General features: G+C 57.5%; 15 protein-coding genes. 13 read left to right on the top strand and 2 right to left on the bottom strand.

Annotation, left to right across the window (positions count from 1 at the left end; translation table 11 throughout):
- The first annotated feature begins 48 nt into the window (after positions 1–48).
- From IEY52_RS11255 to IEY52_RS26660, 5 genes are all read left to right on the top strand, one after another.
- Positions 49–1,020 (top strand): outer membrane protein assembly factor BamB family protein, encoded by a 972-nt coding sequence (locus IEY52_RS11255; protein ID WP_189002789.1) that lies wholly within the window; start codon positions 49–51, stop codon positions 1,018–1,020.
- Between the two features lie 268 nt (positions 1,021–1,288).
- Complete coding sequence (locus IEY52_RS11250; RefSeq protein ID WP_189002788.1) at positions 1,289–2,344, top strand: M48 family metallopeptidase; 1,056 nt, start codon at positions 1,289–1,291, stop codon at positions 2,342–2,344.
- A 263-nt stretch (positions 2,345–2,607) separates the two neighbouring features.
- Positions 2,608–3,783, top strand: coding sequence for an ROK family transcriptional regulator (locus IEY52_RS11245; protein WP_189002787.1), 1,176 nt, complete (start codon positions 2,608–2,610; stop codon positions 3,781–3,783).
- 5 nt (positions 3,784–3,788) lie between these two features.
- Positions 3,789–4,085, top strand: coding sequence for a transposase (locus IEY52_RS11240; RefSeq protein ID WP_189002786.1), 297 nt, complete (start codon positions 3,789–3,791; stop codon positions 4,083–4,085).
- Between the two features lie 175 nt (positions 4,086–4,260).
- Positions 4,261–5,172: a hypothetical protein gene (locus IEY52_RS26660; RefSeq protein WP_229684740.1), complete on the top strand. Its 912-nt coding sequence runs from the start codon at positions 4,261–4,263 to the stop codon at positions 5,170–5,172.
- On the opposite strand, the gene IEY52_RS11230 is transcribed toward IEY52_RS26660, so the two are convergent.
- Positions 5,141–5,728: a TetR/AcrR family transcriptional regulator gene (locus IEY52_RS11230; RefSeq protein ID WP_189002785.1), complete on the bottom strand. Its 588-nt coding sequence runs from the start codon at positions 5,726–5,728 to the stop codon at positions 5,141–5,143. The genes IEY52_RS26660 and IEY52_RS11230 overlap by 32 nt on opposite strands.
- Before the next feature lie 141 nt (positions 5,729–5,869).
- On the opposite strand from IEY52_RS11230, the gene IEY52_RS11225 reads away from it, so the two are divergent.
- From IEY52_RS11225 to IEY52_RS11200, 6 genes are all read left to right on the top strand, one after another.
- The gene (locus IEY52_RS11225) at positions 5,870–6,766 is read left to right on the top strand and encodes an SDR family oxidoreductase (RefSeq protein ID WP_189002784.1); all 897 of its coding nucleotides are present in this window, start codon (positions 5,870–5,872) and stop codon (positions 6,764–6,766) included.
- A 114-nt stretch (positions 6,767–6,880) separates the two neighbouring features.
- Complete coding sequence (locus tag IEY52_RS11220; RefSeq protein ID WP_189002783.1) at positions 6,881–7,486, top strand: GNAT family N-acetyltransferase; 606 nt, start codon at positions 6,881–6,883, stop codon at positions 7,484–7,486.
- A 219-nt stretch (positions 7,487–7,705) separates the two neighbouring features.
- Positions 7,706–8,011: a hypothetical protein gene (locus IEY52_RS11215; protein WP_189002782.1), complete on the top strand. Its 306-nt coding sequence runs from the start codon at positions 7,706–7,708 to the stop codon at positions 8,009–8,011.
- 46 nt (positions 8,012–8,057) lie between these two features.
- Positions 8,058–8,750, top strand: a complete 693-nt coding sequence (locus tag IEY52_RS11210; protein WP_189002781.1) for a hypothetical protein — start codon at positions 8,058–8,060, stop codon at positions 8,748–8,750.
- A gap of 158 nt (positions 8,751–8,908) precedes the next feature.
- Positions 8,909–9,712 carry a helix-turn-helix domain-containing protein gene (locus tag IEY52_RS11205; RefSeq protein WP_189002780.1) on the top strand — a complete coding sequence of 268 codons (804 nt, stop codon included), beginning with the start codon at positions 8,909–8,911 and terminating at the stop codon, positions 9,710–9,712.
- A gap of 64 nt (positions 9,713–9,776) precedes the next feature.
- Complete coding sequence (locus tag IEY52_RS11200; RefSeq protein WP_189002779.1) at positions 9,777–10,997, top strand: MFS transporter; 1,221 nt, start codon at positions 9,777–9,779, stop codon at positions 10,995–10,997.
- 51 nt (positions 10,998–11,048) lie between these two features.
- Here the strand turns inward: IEY52_RS11200 and IEY52_RS11195 are convergent, their stop codons facing one another.
- On the bottom strand, positions 11,049–11,780 hold the full coding sequence (locus IEY52_RS11195) for a hypothetical protein (RefSeq protein WP_189002778.1): 732 nt from the start codon (positions 11,778–11,780) through the stop codon (positions 11,049–11,051).
- Between the two features lie 222 nt (positions 11,781–12,002).
- On the opposite strand from IEY52_RS11195, the gene IEY52_RS11190 reads away from it, so the two are divergent.
- Positions 12,003–13,559, top strand: coding sequence for a UvrD-helicase domain-containing protein (locus IEY52_RS11190; RefSeq protein ID WP_189002777.1), 1,557 nt, complete (start codon positions 12,003–12,005; stop codon positions 13,557–13,559).
- Positions 13,556–14,551: a hypothetical protein gene (locus IEY52_RS11185; protein ID WP_189002776.1), complete on the top strand. Its 996-nt coding sequence runs from the start codon at positions 13,556–13,558 to the stop codon at positions 14,549–14,551. The genes IEY52_RS11190 and IEY52_RS11185 overlap by 4 nt, the downstream gene beginning before the upstream one ends.
- Positions 14,552–14,593: the final 42 nt, after the last annotated feature.

Here is a 14,593-nt window from a genome sequence, read left to right as displayed (position 1 = left end):
TTTGTGGGCCGCTGCATTTAACATTTGAGGAGGGGTTCTGGGGGTGGCATGCATCATTTGCTGCTGAAAAAAGGATTTTGCTGGTTCTGGATGTTGATTTCCCTTGCACAGGCAGCTTCCCAGGCACCCTTGCAACCCATCCTGGTCCTGCCAGCTTCAGCCAGGGTGCTTGCTCTGGGAGTCAATGTGGTGGTGTACCAGCAAAAGGATCTGGTGGTCCGGCAAATTCAGCCAGACCGGATCCTCTGGAAGAAGGTCCTGAAAAACCCGATTCTGACTGCTGTGGGGACAGATCAGGTGGATGTGACCAGCAGTGGACCACAGGGAATTTGGCTGCAAGCCCTGCAACTCAAAACAGGCAAAACCCTCTGGAAGAAAACCTTCAACCAGGAGCCCAGCACCCTGCAGCTGGTGGCGGGTGTTCTGATCCTGGAAATGCCTGCTTCTCCGGAGTTCAGTCAGGTGCTGGCCCTCAACCCCAAAAACGGAAAACCCTTGTGGTCCACCCGTTTTGCTGGAGCCCACAGCGTTGCAGAATTCGCTGGACAGGTTTACCTGCAGTATTGCTCAGGTGGCACCAGCTGCGACACGGCCCTGATCGAGCCCAGAAGTGGCAAACCGTGGGCAGAGGGTTTCGCGCCTGCCATGCGGGCCAACATTGCCTGCAAGCAGCTCAAGCAATGCCAGACGGGTCCCACCGATCGGCAGGTGGTGGACCTCACCTCTGATCCTCAGGTGCTGTGGGCCGCCAGAAGTGGGTCCGCCTTGCAAATGTTGAAGTCCGATGCCACCTTTCAGGTGCTGACCTGGGATGCCAATCAAAAAATCAAAGTGCTGAAAAAGGAAATCCTGAACCTTGATCCTCAAATCCTCAACCGGGATCATTTTGTTCTCCCAGACCAAATGTTTGTGGCCCAGGGAGCTGATGGGCTTCCCGGATGGGTGTCCATCGGGACTCAAATTTTTGTGCTGCCCTGGGTTGAACTGTCCAAATGCTGCCACAGCGAATGGTTGCCCTGAAGATCATCCAGAGGTGCTCCTGCGGATTGAGAGGATGGCGGGCATGACGGTGGGCCAGAAATTGTCATGTTGAGTGATCCTGAGCAAACACCGTTCCCTGTTTTAAAATCCAGTGAACTTCAATACAATCAGGTCAATGATGGAAAATGAAACCCTTTGTCCGCAATGCAAGCACCTGCTTGTTGGTGAGGCAGGTTACCCCAGATGGTGTGAGCAATGCAACCACGGGGTTTTGCACCCAACCTCACCCAGAACGTCCATTGAAAAAATGTATGCCGTTCTTGGAAAGAAATCCGGCAAGCAACTGTTTGAAAAACACCTCAAACAACCGGTGCTGAAACCCGGATGGTCATTCAGCAAAATGCTGGGGTTTTTTCTGGCAGGCTTGCTGGTGTTTCCTCCCTATGGGCTCATGTTGGTGGGGGTGGGCCTGGCCCTGTATTTTCATTCCGATCCCGCATATTTTGCCTGTGCAGGCTTGCTGGCGCTGGGCTGGTACTTGCAATCTCCCATTTTGCAGCGGCCTCATGGGGTGGTCACCCGTGAACAGGCCCCTGTGCTTTATGGGGTTCTGGACCAGATTGCCCGTCTGCAAAACACCCGCATTGACCACCTGGCGGTGCAGGAAAACTTCAATGCCTCGTTTCTGCGGGTGGAGGGCTGGCATGGTAAAGCTGTGGTGGCCCTGGGTTATCCCCTGATGTCCATCCTCACACCTGAGGAAAAAGTGGCGGTGATGGCCCACGAAGTGGCCCACAGTGCCAATGGTGACGCCCTGCGTAGTGGACTGGTGGGCATGGCCCTGGGCACCTTGCAGAAATGGACCATCATCTGGTACAGGCTGAACCTGCCCATTGAGCCCCTGATCTGGCACGGTCAGCTGATCTTGCTGTGTTTCCACCGGGATTCCCAGAGGGCTGAATACCTGGCAGATGACCTGGCCGCAGCGGTGGCTGGTTCGGAAGCCATGGTGAGCGCCCTGAAAAAACTGCATTTCGCGCCCAACTTTCACAGCATCCTCAGGGCTGCCGCAGACTCCAGCAACACCATGCACTTTTACCGGGCGTTTCAGCAGCACATCCGGCATGTCCCAGACTCGGAATTGCGCCGCATTGAACGGGCGGGCCTGCTGGAGGGGTCTAGGGTGGATGATTCCCACCCGCCCACGGTGTACCGCATCCAGCGCCTGAACACCCACTTCAAACCATCCGCTTTGCAATTGACCCCTGAGCAAACAGCGGCCATTGACCGGGAACTCCAGACCCTGGAAGCCGATTTGCAGGGTTTTGCCCTGGCTGCGTGGCGGGATGTGATGTCCCGCTGACGGCTTCAATGCAGCCCAGTACAGCCTGAGCATGCTTTGCCTGCAAGACGGTGGCTGTGAAGCCGTCTTCTACACAGCCTGTGACTTATCTCACTTGATGAAATAAAAAGCCGATCTACTTTACTGAAAACCTGTCGGATTCCAGGAAAAGGGCCTGAAAAGCTGGCTTTTGTTCTGCCATCTTGACCAGCAAGCCCAGAACCCGCTAAACTTATCTTACTGATCAAGATAAGTCATTTTCCTGATCCTCCTGAAAGGCTCCCATGCTGCGCAGCAAACTGCTCCGAGAAATTTACCAGCAACCCAACCTGGCCCGTGCAGACCTCACCCGCATCACCGGGGCCAGTTCTGCTTCGGTGACCCAGATCATCCGGGAACTGCTGGAAGAAGGTGTGGTGATCGAGCAGGGGAGGGAACAGGAAGGGCTGGGCAGACCCCGCGTGATGCTCAGCATTGACCCGGCGTTCCGGCATGTGGTGGGGTTGCGGCTGATTTCAAAACAGCTTTCCGGCAGTGTGCTGGACTTGCGAGGCAATTGCCTGTGCACCCTGCACCGCAATTTGCCTTCTTTCGAGGTTTCGCAGGTGCTGCAGGAACTGCAGGCCCTCACTGAAGACCTGCTGAACATGGCAGGTTTGCAAAGCAATCAGGTGCTGGGGGTCGGACTGGCCCTTTCGGGCATTGTGGATGTGACAAAACGCAGTTGCGTTTACTCTTTCCTGCTGGGCTGGAAACACGTTCCCATCGGTGAATTGCTGGAAGCACAGCTGGGCCTCCCGGTGGTCATTGAAAACGACGTGAATTCCATCACCATTGCCCAGAAGCTCTTTGGAGAAGCAGCTTTGCTGCAGTATTTTGCTGTGCTGTTCATCGAGGAAGGCATTGGGGCAGGGTTTTACCACCAGGACCGCCTGCTGACCGGACAGAACAACGCCGCTGGAGAAATTGGGCATTTCACGGTGGTGCGTTCAGGACGCAGCTGCATCTGTGGCAAGAAAGGCTGTTTGCAGGCCTACGCTTCCAGAGATGCCCTGCTGCAACAGGCCAGAGAGTTGGGTCTGGATGTGGAAACCCTGCAGGACCTTCATCAGGCTGCTCTGAACCAGGACCCCGAAGCCCTGCGCCTCTTGACCTTTGCCGGGCAACTGGTGGGACTGGCCCTGTCCTTCGTGATCGACACGCTGGATGTGCCTCTGGTGCTGGTTTACGCTGGTCCTCTCAGCGAAGACCTCACGTTTCAGACAGCTTTGCTGGAGGCTGTGCGTTACCATTCTTTGCCTCTGGTGGACTCTGAACGCAAGGTGGTCTTCAAGCCCGCCCAGCAGGATTTGTGGCTGTCTGGAGCCGGGAGTCTGGCCATCAATGCCTATTTGAACGGCGACATCACGCTTCCCCCCCTGCTTTCCCCTTCTTTTTCACATGACAGACCCCCGAGGTGATTCGCATGACCCAGAGCAGATTCGCAGATGACTTCAAGCTTCAGGTGCTCTCCGAGGTGCGCTCGGGCCGCAAGAGCGTTTCCCAGGTGTGCAGGGAGTATGGTTTCACTGACCAGACGTTTTACAACTGGCGCAACCGTTTCTCTGATTTGCCAGATGCAGGTTTCACAGCAGGTTTCTCTGCAGACGATGAACTGCAGCGCCTGAAACGGGAAAACGACCGCCTGAAACTGATGGTGGGGGATTTGAGTTTGCAACTGCACCAGTTGCAGCAGGCCCTGATGGTCACACACCGCAAATGAAGTCTGGCACTGTAGAAACCACCTGTGGGCTGCAGGTGCAAAAACCACAGGGCTGCTTTGCCGGAATGCCTGAACCGGGGCCTTGTGGCAGATGGTGTTCTGCTTCACGATGTTAAAAAACTGCGTCAGAAAGCCGTCATTTGAAGTGTGATACTTATGGGGTCAAGGAGCAACAATGCCCACCGACCAGGCCCAGACGCCAGACCTTTCCCTCTTGCAACCTCTACATGTGGTCCTGGTGTCCCGGACTTCGGATTCTTTGCGCCACAAGCTGGTGCGCAATAGGATGTTTGGCAGTCAGATTGTTGTGGACGCTTACCCTGACCTCGCTGCTTTTTTTGCTGCTCCCACGGGGCAGCTGGATTTGCTGATGCTGGACCTCACCAGTGCCCACGATTTTCATTGCGAGCAGCTCCAGGCCCTGCACCTCAGCCAGCCACAGCTGCCCATTTATGGCTACACCCTCTCTGAAACTTCCAGCCAGCCACCGTTGCCCTTTCTGACCCATTTGCGGAACCCATCCATGCATTCGCTGTACCAGACCTTGCAGGAAGAAGTGCGCAAACTGCTGCACCCTCCTTCTGCTGCTGTGGAGCTGAGGATTGTGCCGGTTCAGGAACCTCAACCCAACCAGCCATCTTCTGGGCGGCCTGCTGCCCTTGACCCCGTTCTGCCTGCAGAAAACCGCAACAGGACCTTGCTGCCTTCAAAACGCAAGGTGCCACCCATGTCTGCCATGTCCCGGAGCCTGCAAGCAGCCCTCAGGGGCATTGAGGGTGCAACGGCTGTCGCCATTGTCGATTACCACAATGCCAGGATGCTGGGTTCCGCTGGAGGAGGCATCAACCTGGAACTGGCCTGTGCAGGCAACACCGAGGTGGTGCGGGCCAAAATGCGGGTCATGGACCGTCTGGGCATTCAGGGCAGCATCGAGGACATGTTGATCACCCTGGACACCCAGTACCACATCATTTATCTGGTGCCCGGCATGTCTCTGTTTCTGTATCTGGTGCTGCAAAAAGACCAGGCCAATCTGGCGCTGGCCCGCTACAAACTCAAAGCCCTGGGGGCTGAACTGCGGGTTTGACCAGCACCTTTTGCAGGTCAGAGAGGGTGTCCCGCACCAGCTGGGTCCAGACGTGCGGATCATGTTCCCGGATCCAGCGTTCGAAAGCCATTTTGAACACCAGGATGCCTGTTTCTGCTGTGAGGGTGGCAAGTGGGTCAGCAAGCCCGCGTTGTTTCAGGGCACCTGCAGTGGCTGCAGACAGAACCGCCATTTTGCTGAGTTCACGGGCCTGCAACTCCGGGTGGGCATCGATGATGGTCTGCCTGAGTTTTGAGCGGTCCCGACGCTCCTGAAAGAAAATCCCTGCAGCTTCGAGGCCAGCCATCACCATTTCCAGTGGGGAAGTGCCCTCTGGTGCTTCCAGAACGGTCTTCACAATCACTTCTTGCAGCACCGGCGACCCTCCGAACAGCACCTCGCGTTTGTCCGCAAAGTGCCGGAAAAAGGTTCTTTCGGTGAGTCCTGCTTTTGCTGCGATTTCTGCCACGGTGGTTTGCTCAAAACCCCGTTCCAGATACAGTTCCATGGCGGCTTCTTCCAGCCTGCCCCTTGCGTTGCTTCCCCATCTGGCCATCTTGCTCCCGATTATACCTGCCCTGAATGATGACAGTCACTGACATGTGTGCTATGCTTCTGATGTCAGTGACTGTCATCAATTGATGGTGTGCTGGGCCTTCGCCTTGCAGCGCCCCACTGAACCACAGGAGGTTTTACCATGCGCATTTTTGTCACCGGAGCATCCGGCTTCATTGGCTCTGCTGTTGTCCCAGAACTCCTTGCCGCAGGACACCAGGTCATCGGACTGGCCCGCTCAGACCGCTCAGCACAGAACATTCTTGCCGCAGGGGCAGCAGTGCATTACGGCTCCCTCGATGATCTGGAAAGCCTGCGCACAGGTGCAGCCGCCGCCGACGGGGTCATTCACCTCGCTTACAACCATGACTTCTCCCAGCCCCAGGCTGCGGCCCAGACCGATTTTCAGGCCGTGCAAACCTTCGGGGAAGTCTTAAAAGGCTCAGACCGCCCGCTGGTGATTGCCTCTGGCGTGGTCGGACTGGCCCCCGGACGCCTCGCCACCGAACAGGACAAAAGCAGCACCTCTGCCCACCCCAGATTTGCCACGGCACAGGCCACCCTTGATCTGGCCCAGCAAGGGGTGCGCTCATCCGTGCTGCGCCTGTCTCCCACCGTGCACGGCAAGGGAGACCCCGGTTTTGTGGCTGTCCTGATCCAGATTGCCCGCCAGAAAGGGGTTGCCGGTTTCATCGAAGAGGGCAACAGCCGCTGGCCCACGGTTCACCGTCTGGACGCTGCCCGACTGTTTCGCCACGCTGTGGAAAAAGCCCCTGCTGGCTCTGTTTTGCACGGTGTGGCCGAGGAGGGCGTTTCCCAGCGCGACATTGCTGGCGTGATTGGAAGGCATCTGGGTGTGCCCGTCGCTTCCATCCCCGCAGATCAGGCCGCAGAGCACTTCGGCTGGCTGGCCCGTTTTCTGTCCCTGGACAGCCGCGTCTCCAGCACCCTCACCCGTGAATTGCTGGACTGGGAACCCACCCATCCAGGGCTGCTGGAAGACCTCGAAGAGGGGCATTATTTTGGTGTTCTGGCTTGAAGACTGAAACCAGCCCATGCTTCAAATCCCCTCTGGTTGAGGGGATTTTGCTGTTCCACAAAACCCAGACCGGTCGGCCTGCAACACCTACAGAAATTCCCATTACCATGAAGCATGACACTCTGGAATGAAAAACCCATTTTAAACGGACGCACCCTTGACCTTGTTCCCCTATCAGACCAGCATGCAGCAGGCATTCTGCAGCACTGGGATGAAGATTCTGCACGTTACCTTTCCAGGGGCGGCCCCAGCGAAACCACCCTGGAATCCCTCACCGAATACATCCAGAATTTGAACAACCTCCCCAACCGGGTGAACTGGGCGGTGGTCATGAAAACCGGAGAGGTGGCAGGCCGCATCTCCTACAGCGAACTCCGCGAGGCAGACCGCTGGCTGGAAATCGGCACCATGCTGACCTCAAAATTCAGAGGAGGCACAGCCAATCCAGAAGCGAAAATGCTGCTTCTGGAACGTGCTTTTGAGGTGCTGGATGCCGGACGGGTGCATTTCAAAGTGGACAGCCGCAATGCCCGCAGCCTCAGGGCAGTGGAAAAACTCGGGGCGGTCAGGGAAGGGACACTGCGCCGTTACCAGGTGCGCCCGGACGGTTACGCCCGCGACACCGTGATGTTCAGCATCCTGCCAGAAGAGTGGCCCGAAGTGAAAGCCCGTTTGCAGGCAAGGCTGGATGCTGCACTGGAGAGGGTTGAACATTCCTGAAAACCCGTCAATGTGCTGTCCAAGCACCAAGAAAACATGAATGCCTGCCGTTGTTTCCTGCGGGGAATGCCACATTGTGCCTCCTGTTTCATGCTCTAGTCTGAAGGCATCCAACCCTGGTTGCGACGGAGCGGAGTTTTCCGTTCCAGGATGGTTTTTGTTTCATCACCTGATCGCAAAGTGGGCTGGACCCCAGAAAATGCGAAATGAGGACCAGGCATGAAACACACCATCCGGTATGGAAATTTTGAGGGATTTGTTCTGCACCTGCAAAGCGCCCAGCGCCAGCAACGCTGGAGCGGAGGAAGCCGGGTGTACTGGCAGGTGCTGAAGGGCAACCAGAAAATCGACCAGGGCATGGCCGAAAACGAACAGATGGCTTTGCTGTATGCCCAGGAAGCCGTGAAACGGCACCAGCAACGTACAGTGCAGCAACAACCCACACCATCAGAAAAGCCAGCATGGACCCTCCAGGAGTTGCTGCAGGAAGCGGGTTTTCCGGGCGAAGACTCTGCTGCAGATTGAGGGATGTGCTGACAGACCCTGACCTGATCCTGTACCATCGGGTCACATGTCAGAGACCCACTATGTTCCGGTTTTCAGCCGCTTCACCCTGCAGGAGATGATGGACCACGCGCCCACCCCCTGGTTCGGGATTCTGGGCTTCATCCTTTCCAGGTTCGGGCTGATCAACACCGATCAGGGCAATCCTGCTCCCGGTCCGGTGGCAGAAGATCTGGCTCCTTTTGAGGAGATCCCCGAAGACTTCAGGTCCGGGGTGAACCGCGCTGTGGGTTTCATGCAGCAACATGGTTTTGAAGTGCTGTCCTACACCCACACCCCCTCTCCCACCGTGGCCGGAGCTTACCTGCTGCACCAGAACCAGCAGTGGGTGGCTTATGTGGCCTGCGTGAAAGACACCAGACCGGGGGCCGCTCAGGCTTACCGGGAAGTGTACTCCCTGCTGGGCTTTTCTGAAGAGGGCCAGTGTTACAGCGTCACCACCGCGCCTTTCATGCAGGTTCCGCATGTCTCCAGAATTTTTTTGCGCAATGCTGCCCCGGATAAAGTGCTGAGCACCTTTGAAAAGCATGTGCAGGGCAAAAACCTGAAAAGCTTGCACAACATGCAGGAGGTTGAGGAGGTGGTGGATGAGATGTCCCTGCGCAGCCACCGGGTGCTGGTCACCAGAGGAGCCAAAAAAGCCATTGCTGCCCCTGCACAACACCTGCCAGAGGAAGACCCGGACGATCTGCAGCGCTGAGCATGGTGTTGAAAATGTGCATGCCACAACAGGTTGAAAAACGTTCATCCCTTCCTTGCTGAAAGCCACTGACAAAGAAGCACCTGCACAATCCTGTTCTGGTGCCTGTTTGTTCTGGTGGCCCCTTGATTCGGGCGACCATCTTATAAAGTGAGGTCATGATTGTGCGCTCACTGCCCCCCCATCCGCTCTTGCAGGACTGGGCACAGTTGTACTGGCAGTGGGAATCCCTGCCCTTTGACCGTCCGGTGCAACACCAGATGCTGCCTGAAAGCATGGTGCGCATCACCTTCACAACCGGGCAGAACTGGACCCTGAAGTCAGAAGGCCCCATCGCATTTCCCTCTGCTTCCCTGGCGGGGATGCTGCTGCAACCCCAGCCGATGCTGGCCCATGGACTCAACCGCACGCTGGGGGTGGACCTCTACCCCTGGGGTGCCAGACAGCTTCTGAACTGGCAGGCCGGAGATGAACCGCTGGATTTGCACCTGACGTACAGCAAAATCAGCCTGGAGGTGTGCGGTTTGCTGGAACTTTCAGACTGGGATGGGGCCACCCAGCTGGTGGAAGACTGGCTGCTGTCCTTGCTGCTCTCCAGAGCCTATGGACCGGGAAAAGCAGTGCAGGCGGCCCTCAAGCTGTACGAAACCCTGGGCTCGGTCAAAATCAGCACCCTGGCAGAAGAGCTGTTTGTCAGCCCACGCCAGATGGAACGCCAGTTCGCCCAGCAGGTGGGCATCACCCCCAAGGTGCTGGCCCGATTGATCCGTTTTCATGAAAGCCAGCAGCGCATCCAGCAGGACCCTCTGGTGAATGTTGCAGGTCTGGCCACCGACCTGGGCTTCTTCGATCAGGCCCACCTGATCCGGGAGTACCGGCTGCTGGCCCACAGCACCCCAGGAAATTACGCCCAGATGGTTCTGCAGCGTTTCCGGGGGACTGAGGGAGACCTGGACAATTGATCCTGAAATCAGGATGTCGTTTTTTTCCAATCGGTCAGGCTGGGGTGCTGGCTATCCTTGGGGCATGACTGCACCGAACCTCAAAAAAAGCTCTGTTTATTTCCTGCTGGTGACCACGTTCCTCTTTGCACTGGGCATGTCCCTGGCCTTTCCCGTGCTGCCCTTCATTGTTTCTCAGTACGTGTCAGACACCGGAATGCAGGCCATTGTGATCAGCATTCTGGGGGCCAGTTATGCCCTGCTCTCATTCTTCTCTGCCCCTGTGATGGGCACCCTTTCGGACCTTTTTGGACGCAGACCTGTCTTGATGCTGGCCTTGCTGGGTTCTGCCATCGGGTATGTGATTTTCGGCATTGGAGGGAGCCTGTTCATGCTCTTTCTGGGCCGCTGCCTGGATGGTCTGACCGCAGGCGGCATGGGCACCCTGTTCGCTTACGTTTCAGACAGCACCTCTGAAGAAGACCGGGGCAAGGTCTTCGGACAGATCGGGGCCACGGTGGGCGCTGGCCTGATTGCCGGTCCTGCGCTGGGTGGTTTGCTGTCCCACCTGAGCCTCAGTGCCCCCATGTACGCTGCTGCTGCCATCTGCCTGCTGAACCTGCTGTGGGGTTATTTTGTGCTCCCGGAAAGCCTGCCCAGAGAACGCCGCAGCCGCACTTTTGACCTGAAGCACCTCAATCCGTTTGTGCAACTGAAAGAAGGCCTGGCCTCCCCACTGGTGCGCCGTCTGGTCACGGTGGCCGTGATGTTCACCCTGCCTTTCTCCCTGATGCAGATTGCCCAGCCCCTGATGTCCAGAGACGTGCTGCACTGGGACGCCGCCCACGTGGGAACCGTCTTCATGGTGGCGGGGGTGTGCGACATCATCGTGCAGGGCTTCCTGCTGTCATGGTTGTTCAAACGCTGGGGAGAAAAGGGCGTGGCCCAGACGGGACTGGTGCTGGGCATCATCGGCATCATTGGCATGGCCCTGCTGCCCCTCTTTCCCTCGGTGGTCCTGATGTATGCCAGTGTGGTGCTGATTGCCCTGGGAGAAGGCGTCTTCAATGCCGCCCTCACCACCCTGATTTCGCTGGCTGTTCCCGAAGACGAGCAGGGCCGCACCCAGGGCGGTGTGCACGCCATGAACGAACTGGCCCAGGTGGTCGGTCCACTGGTGGGAGGCCAGCTGTACTCCCGCTTCGGGGCCTCGGCATCGTTCGGGACCTGTGCTGGCCTGATTGTGCTGGCACTGGGGGTGCTGACCGGAACCCACAAGGTCTCCAGGGAGCCTGTAACCGCCTGAAATTTGCCTGCGCAGCAAGACCATCTCCTTGAGGGATGGTCTTGCTGGCGTTCAAGGCTGTGCTGTGGTGAAGGCCACGAAGGATTCTTTCAGCAACAGTCGATTGGATTTGAACACCTCTACAGCAGGTGTGCTCGCAGTGTGCACCCTGTAAACGTACCTTCCATTGGTGAAAGTGTAAACAGGATTGTCCCCTCCACTGGTTTTTCCGTTTTTGAGGGTCAGAGAAGGTTTGCTGCTGTTGCTGGCAAAATCAAAAGTCTGGTACTGGTACTGGCCATTGGTCTGCAAGGTGATGTAAACACTGCGCTTCTGCGTGACCCCCATGAAAGTGATCCCCTCAAACCAGCGGCAGGACACCGTGTGGTTGTTCCACCGGATGCTGGTGTAAGGGGTGGTGAACACCCGTTCCGGGTGGGCCTGCGCTCCAGGCTGGCTGGACCTCAAATAAGCGTCCCCGGTTGCAGCCCCCGACCAGACAAGGGGTTCATACACGCTGCCTGCTGCCCCTTCAGGTTCTCCCAGATGGTATTGCTGGTGCAGCAGGTTGTGAGGGGTTTTTTTGTTCCACCACCACAACTGCACCTGCTGATTTTGGGGGGCAGTGAGCAGAACCACCTGGGGATTCTGAGGGTCGCTGCTGTCACAGATGGCTTTTCCTTCTTGCCAGGAACCAGCCACCTTCAGGCGGGTGTGCTGTTCTGTCTGGGTTGAAGGGGTCTGGGCCAGGGTGACGCCCACCAGCAACATGAACATCAGGGCACTGCTTTTCAAAGCCAACATGCTTCAGGATGCCACCCTCCCATGAACAGGCCATGCTGTTTGGGTGAAGGATGTGCTTTCTGAGGCCCACCTGCATGAATCCCAGCAGATGGAGCGACCCGGCAAGATGGGCAGGTGGGCGAACTGTTTTGCACAGGCCAGGGGTTTCAACGATAAGGTGCGGACCATTGGGCACTGCCTTCCCATGTTTCGGGTGTATCGGGGGTAAACTGAAAGACCCTGATGCAGCCCTCGCCCAGCCCTGAACAACAAGCCATCCTGGAATGGGTGCTGCATGGCACGGGTCATGCGGTGGTGCAGGCCACAGCGGGAAGCGGCAAAACCACCACCCTGGAGATGGTGGCCCGTTTGCTTCCAGAAGACATCTCAGGCCAGTACTGTGCATTCTCCAAAGCCATTGTGGAGGAGTTGCAGGGCAGGCTTCCTGGGCACCTGAAGGTCAACACCCTGCACAGCCTGGGGTATCAGGTGATCAAGACCTTTTACCCGCAGTCCATTCAGCACCGCCCGGACAGCCTGAAGTACCGCACCCTGCTCACCCGTGCCCTCAGAGACGATGGCAAAGTGCCAGGGTTTTTCTCCCGTGAGGACACCTTTCAGGCCATTGAGTACCTGTTCGGATTGCAGCGGGTGGTGCGCATGACCTTCATCCCTCCCAGTGCTGCTCAGCAGGTCCGCCAGGCCGGACAGCGCTTCGATCTTCCCGAGCCCGACCATGAGGAGGTGACCCTATGGTGCCTGCAACGCCTGCCTGCCCTGATCCAGGAAGGCATTCGCAAAGTGGAAGGTCGGGGCTGGGTGGACTTCGAGGACATGCTGTATGTGCCGGTGGCCACAGGGCTGGATTACCGTTCGGTGGATTTTCTGCTGGTGGATGAAGCGCAGGACCTCAGCCCCCTGCAATTGCAGTTTGCCCTGGGCCTGATCCACCCAGGGGGCCGCAGCATCTTTGTGGGAGACGACCACCAGGCCATTTATGGTTTTGCCGGAGCAGACCACCATTCCCTGAAGCACATCGAAGACACCCTGCAGGCCACGGTGTTGCCCCTCTCCACCAGTTACCGCTGTCCACAGTTGCATGTCAAACTGGCTCAGCATTTTTCACCCCGCATGCAGGCCAGGCCTGCAGCAGCAATGGGCACCATCAAACACGTCAACGAAACCTTCTTCCTGAAAGCCGTGCAGGAAGGGGATCTGGTGCTGTGCCGTTACAATGCACCCCTGGCCAGCATGTACCACGAGCTGATCCAGCTGGGGAAACGCCCCAGGTTGCGCAAAGGGGATTTTTCGGATCAGCTTTTGAGGACCCTGCAGCAACTGTACCAGCACACAGATTTCAACCTGCAAACCATCCGCTTGCAGGCCGACACCCAGCGGGTGCAGGAAGAACGCCGCCTGAGAAATGCCCGTCTGGACCCCAAAGTGCTGCTCAAGAAAACCGTGGAGTTGCGGGACCGGCTGGATTCGGTGGTGCACCTGGCCACCACGGCCTATGAACAGGGCCACCACACCCTGGAAGCGGCCCGGTCTTACCTGCAAAACATCATCTCGGTGGAGCACGACTTCATCACCCTCAGCACGGTGCATTCGGCCAAGGGGCTGGAAGCTTCCCGCGTTTTCATCCTGCACCCCGAAAAAATGACCCCCACCTATGCGCTCACCGAGGAAGCGGTGAGGGGAGAGCAGTGCGTGCAATTTGTGGCCCTCACCCGTGCCCGGGAGGCCCTGTATTTTGTGGAAGAACCCCTGCATGAGACTGTAAAAGGGGTGAACCGGTGACCCAGCAGCTTCCTTTTGCGCTGGACGACCAGGGCCGGGTGTCTCACCCGCTCACTGCATCCCACAAAGGTTTTTACACCTGTCTGGAGTGTCAGGGTCGGCTGAGGCTCAGGCGTCACCTGCCTGGAGCAGACCGCATGTTTTTTGTGGCCCATTTTCAGCATGCAGGCCAGCATTCCTGCAAAGCCACAGCAGAAACAGTGGCTTTGCAGGCTGCCCGCAGGCTTTTGAAAGCCCGTGTGCTGCAAGACCTGCAAAACAGCGGAAAAATCCGGCTGCTGCGACCCTGCAGGTCCTGCCAGACAGGGGTGGAGGAAACCCTGGGCATCCCGGACTGGGCAGAGGTGCAGGAAGATGTTCGGGTGCAGCTTGCTGACAGGTTGCTCAGGCTGGATGGGGCAGTGCTCGCTGCAGAGCAGGTGAAGCTGGGATGGGTGTTGCAGCCAGCACCTGTGGACCTGCTTCCAATGCCGTTTCCGGTCTGGGAACTGGACTTCTGGCGGGTTTTGCAGCACAAACCCCTGTGGGTTGCAGACTGCCCTGCGGAGGTGCTCTGTGCAGATTGTGAACGAAAAACAGCGCAGCAAATGGAAAACCCTGCAGATGAAGCCAGCACCCCACACAGCAGGGTCTCCCAGGCCTGGAACCAGCTCACCTCCAGAAAAGCCATAGAAACCCTCACCCAGAACAGTGAACGCACCCCCCGTGAAAGGGCAGTCCAGGTCCTCAGGCAACAGGGGGTCAATTATCGGGACCTCAAAGACCTGGGGTTTGTCACCCTGCTGATTCCCTGCCCGGATTGTGGTGAGGAAGTGGTTTTTGCCACCTCCAAACCTGCAGTGGTGCGACAGCACAAAGACCAGCTGGGTTCTCTGGTCACCTGGTTGCCCGGTCAGCGCCGCCACATGCACGTGTGCAGCCACTGCGGAGCACAGCATCCTGAAGAATGGTTCTGGGAAGCCTGGCAGCACAGGCTTGGAGAGCGGGTTTAACCTGCTGAATGGAGGGGTGGAACAGGCTTCTGAGCCTGTTCC

Origin of the sequence: Deinococcus roseus, assembly GCF_014646895.1 — a bacterium.
Lineage (GTDB): Bacteria > Deinococcota > Deinococci > Deinococcales > Deinococcaceae > Deinococcus_C > Deinococcus_C roseus.
Note: the sequence above shows the minus strand (reverse complement) of the source record. Positions and strands in the feature narration are given on the sequence as shown.

Bases quoted from the DNA above. Each gene is read 5' to 3' on its own strand.
- IEY52_RS11255 (WP_189002789.1), top strand. From the start codon at position 49: ATGCATCATTTGCTGCTGAAAAAAGGATTTTGCTGGTTCTGGATGTTG.
- IEY52_RS11250 (WP_189002788.1), top strand. From the start codon at position 1,289: ATGTATGCCGTTCTTGGAAAGAAATCCGGCAAGCAACTGTTTGAAAAA.
- IEY52_RS11245 (WP_189002787.1), top strand. From the start codon at position 2,608: ATGCTGCGCAGCAAACTGCTCCGAGAAATTTACCAGCAACCCAACCTG.
- IEY52_RS11240 (WP_189002786.1), top strand. From the start codon at position 3,789: ATGACCCAGAGCAGATTCGCAGATGACTTCAAGCTTCAGGTGCTCTCC.
- IEY52_RS26660 (WP_229684740.1), top strand. From the start codon at position 4,261: ATGCCCACCGACCAGGCCCAGACGCCAGACCTTTCCCTCTTGCAACCT.
- IEY52_RS11230 (WP_189002785.1), bottom strand. From the start codon at position 5,728: ATGGCCAGATGGGGAAGCAACGCAAGGGGCAGGCTGGAAGAAGCCGCC.
- IEY52_RS11225 (WP_189002784.1), top strand. From the start codon at position 5,870: ATGCGCATTTTTGTCACCGGAGCATCCGGCTTCATTGGCTCTGCTGTT.
- IEY52_RS11220 (WP_189002783.1), top strand. From the start codon at position 6,881: ATGACACTCTGGAATGAAAAACCCATTTTAAACGGACGCACCCTTGAC.
- IEY52_RS11215 (WP_189002782.1), top strand. From the start codon at position 7,706: ATGAAACACACCATCCGGTATGGAAATTTTGAGGGATTTGTTCTGCAC.
- IEY52_RS11210 (WP_189002781.1), top strand. From the start codon at position 8,058: ATGTCAGAGACCCACTATGTTCCGGTTTTCAGCCGCTTCACCCTGCAG.
- IEY52_RS11205 (WP_189002780.1), top strand. From the start codon at position 8,909: ATGATTGTGCGCTCACTGCCCCCCCATCCGCTCTTGCAGGACTGGGCA.
- IEY52_RS11200 (WP_189002779.1), top strand. From the start codon at position 9,777: ATGACTGCACCGAACCTCAAAAAAAGCTCTGTTTATTTCCTGCTGGTG.
- IEY52_RS11195 (WP_189002778.1), bottom strand. From the start codon at position 11,780: ATGTTGGCTTTGAAAAGCAGTGCCCTGATGTTCATGTTGCTGGTGGGC.
- IEY52_RS11190 (WP_189002777.1), top strand. From the start codon at position 12,003: ATGCAGCCCTCGCCCAGCCCTGAACAACAAGCCATCCTGGAATGGGTG.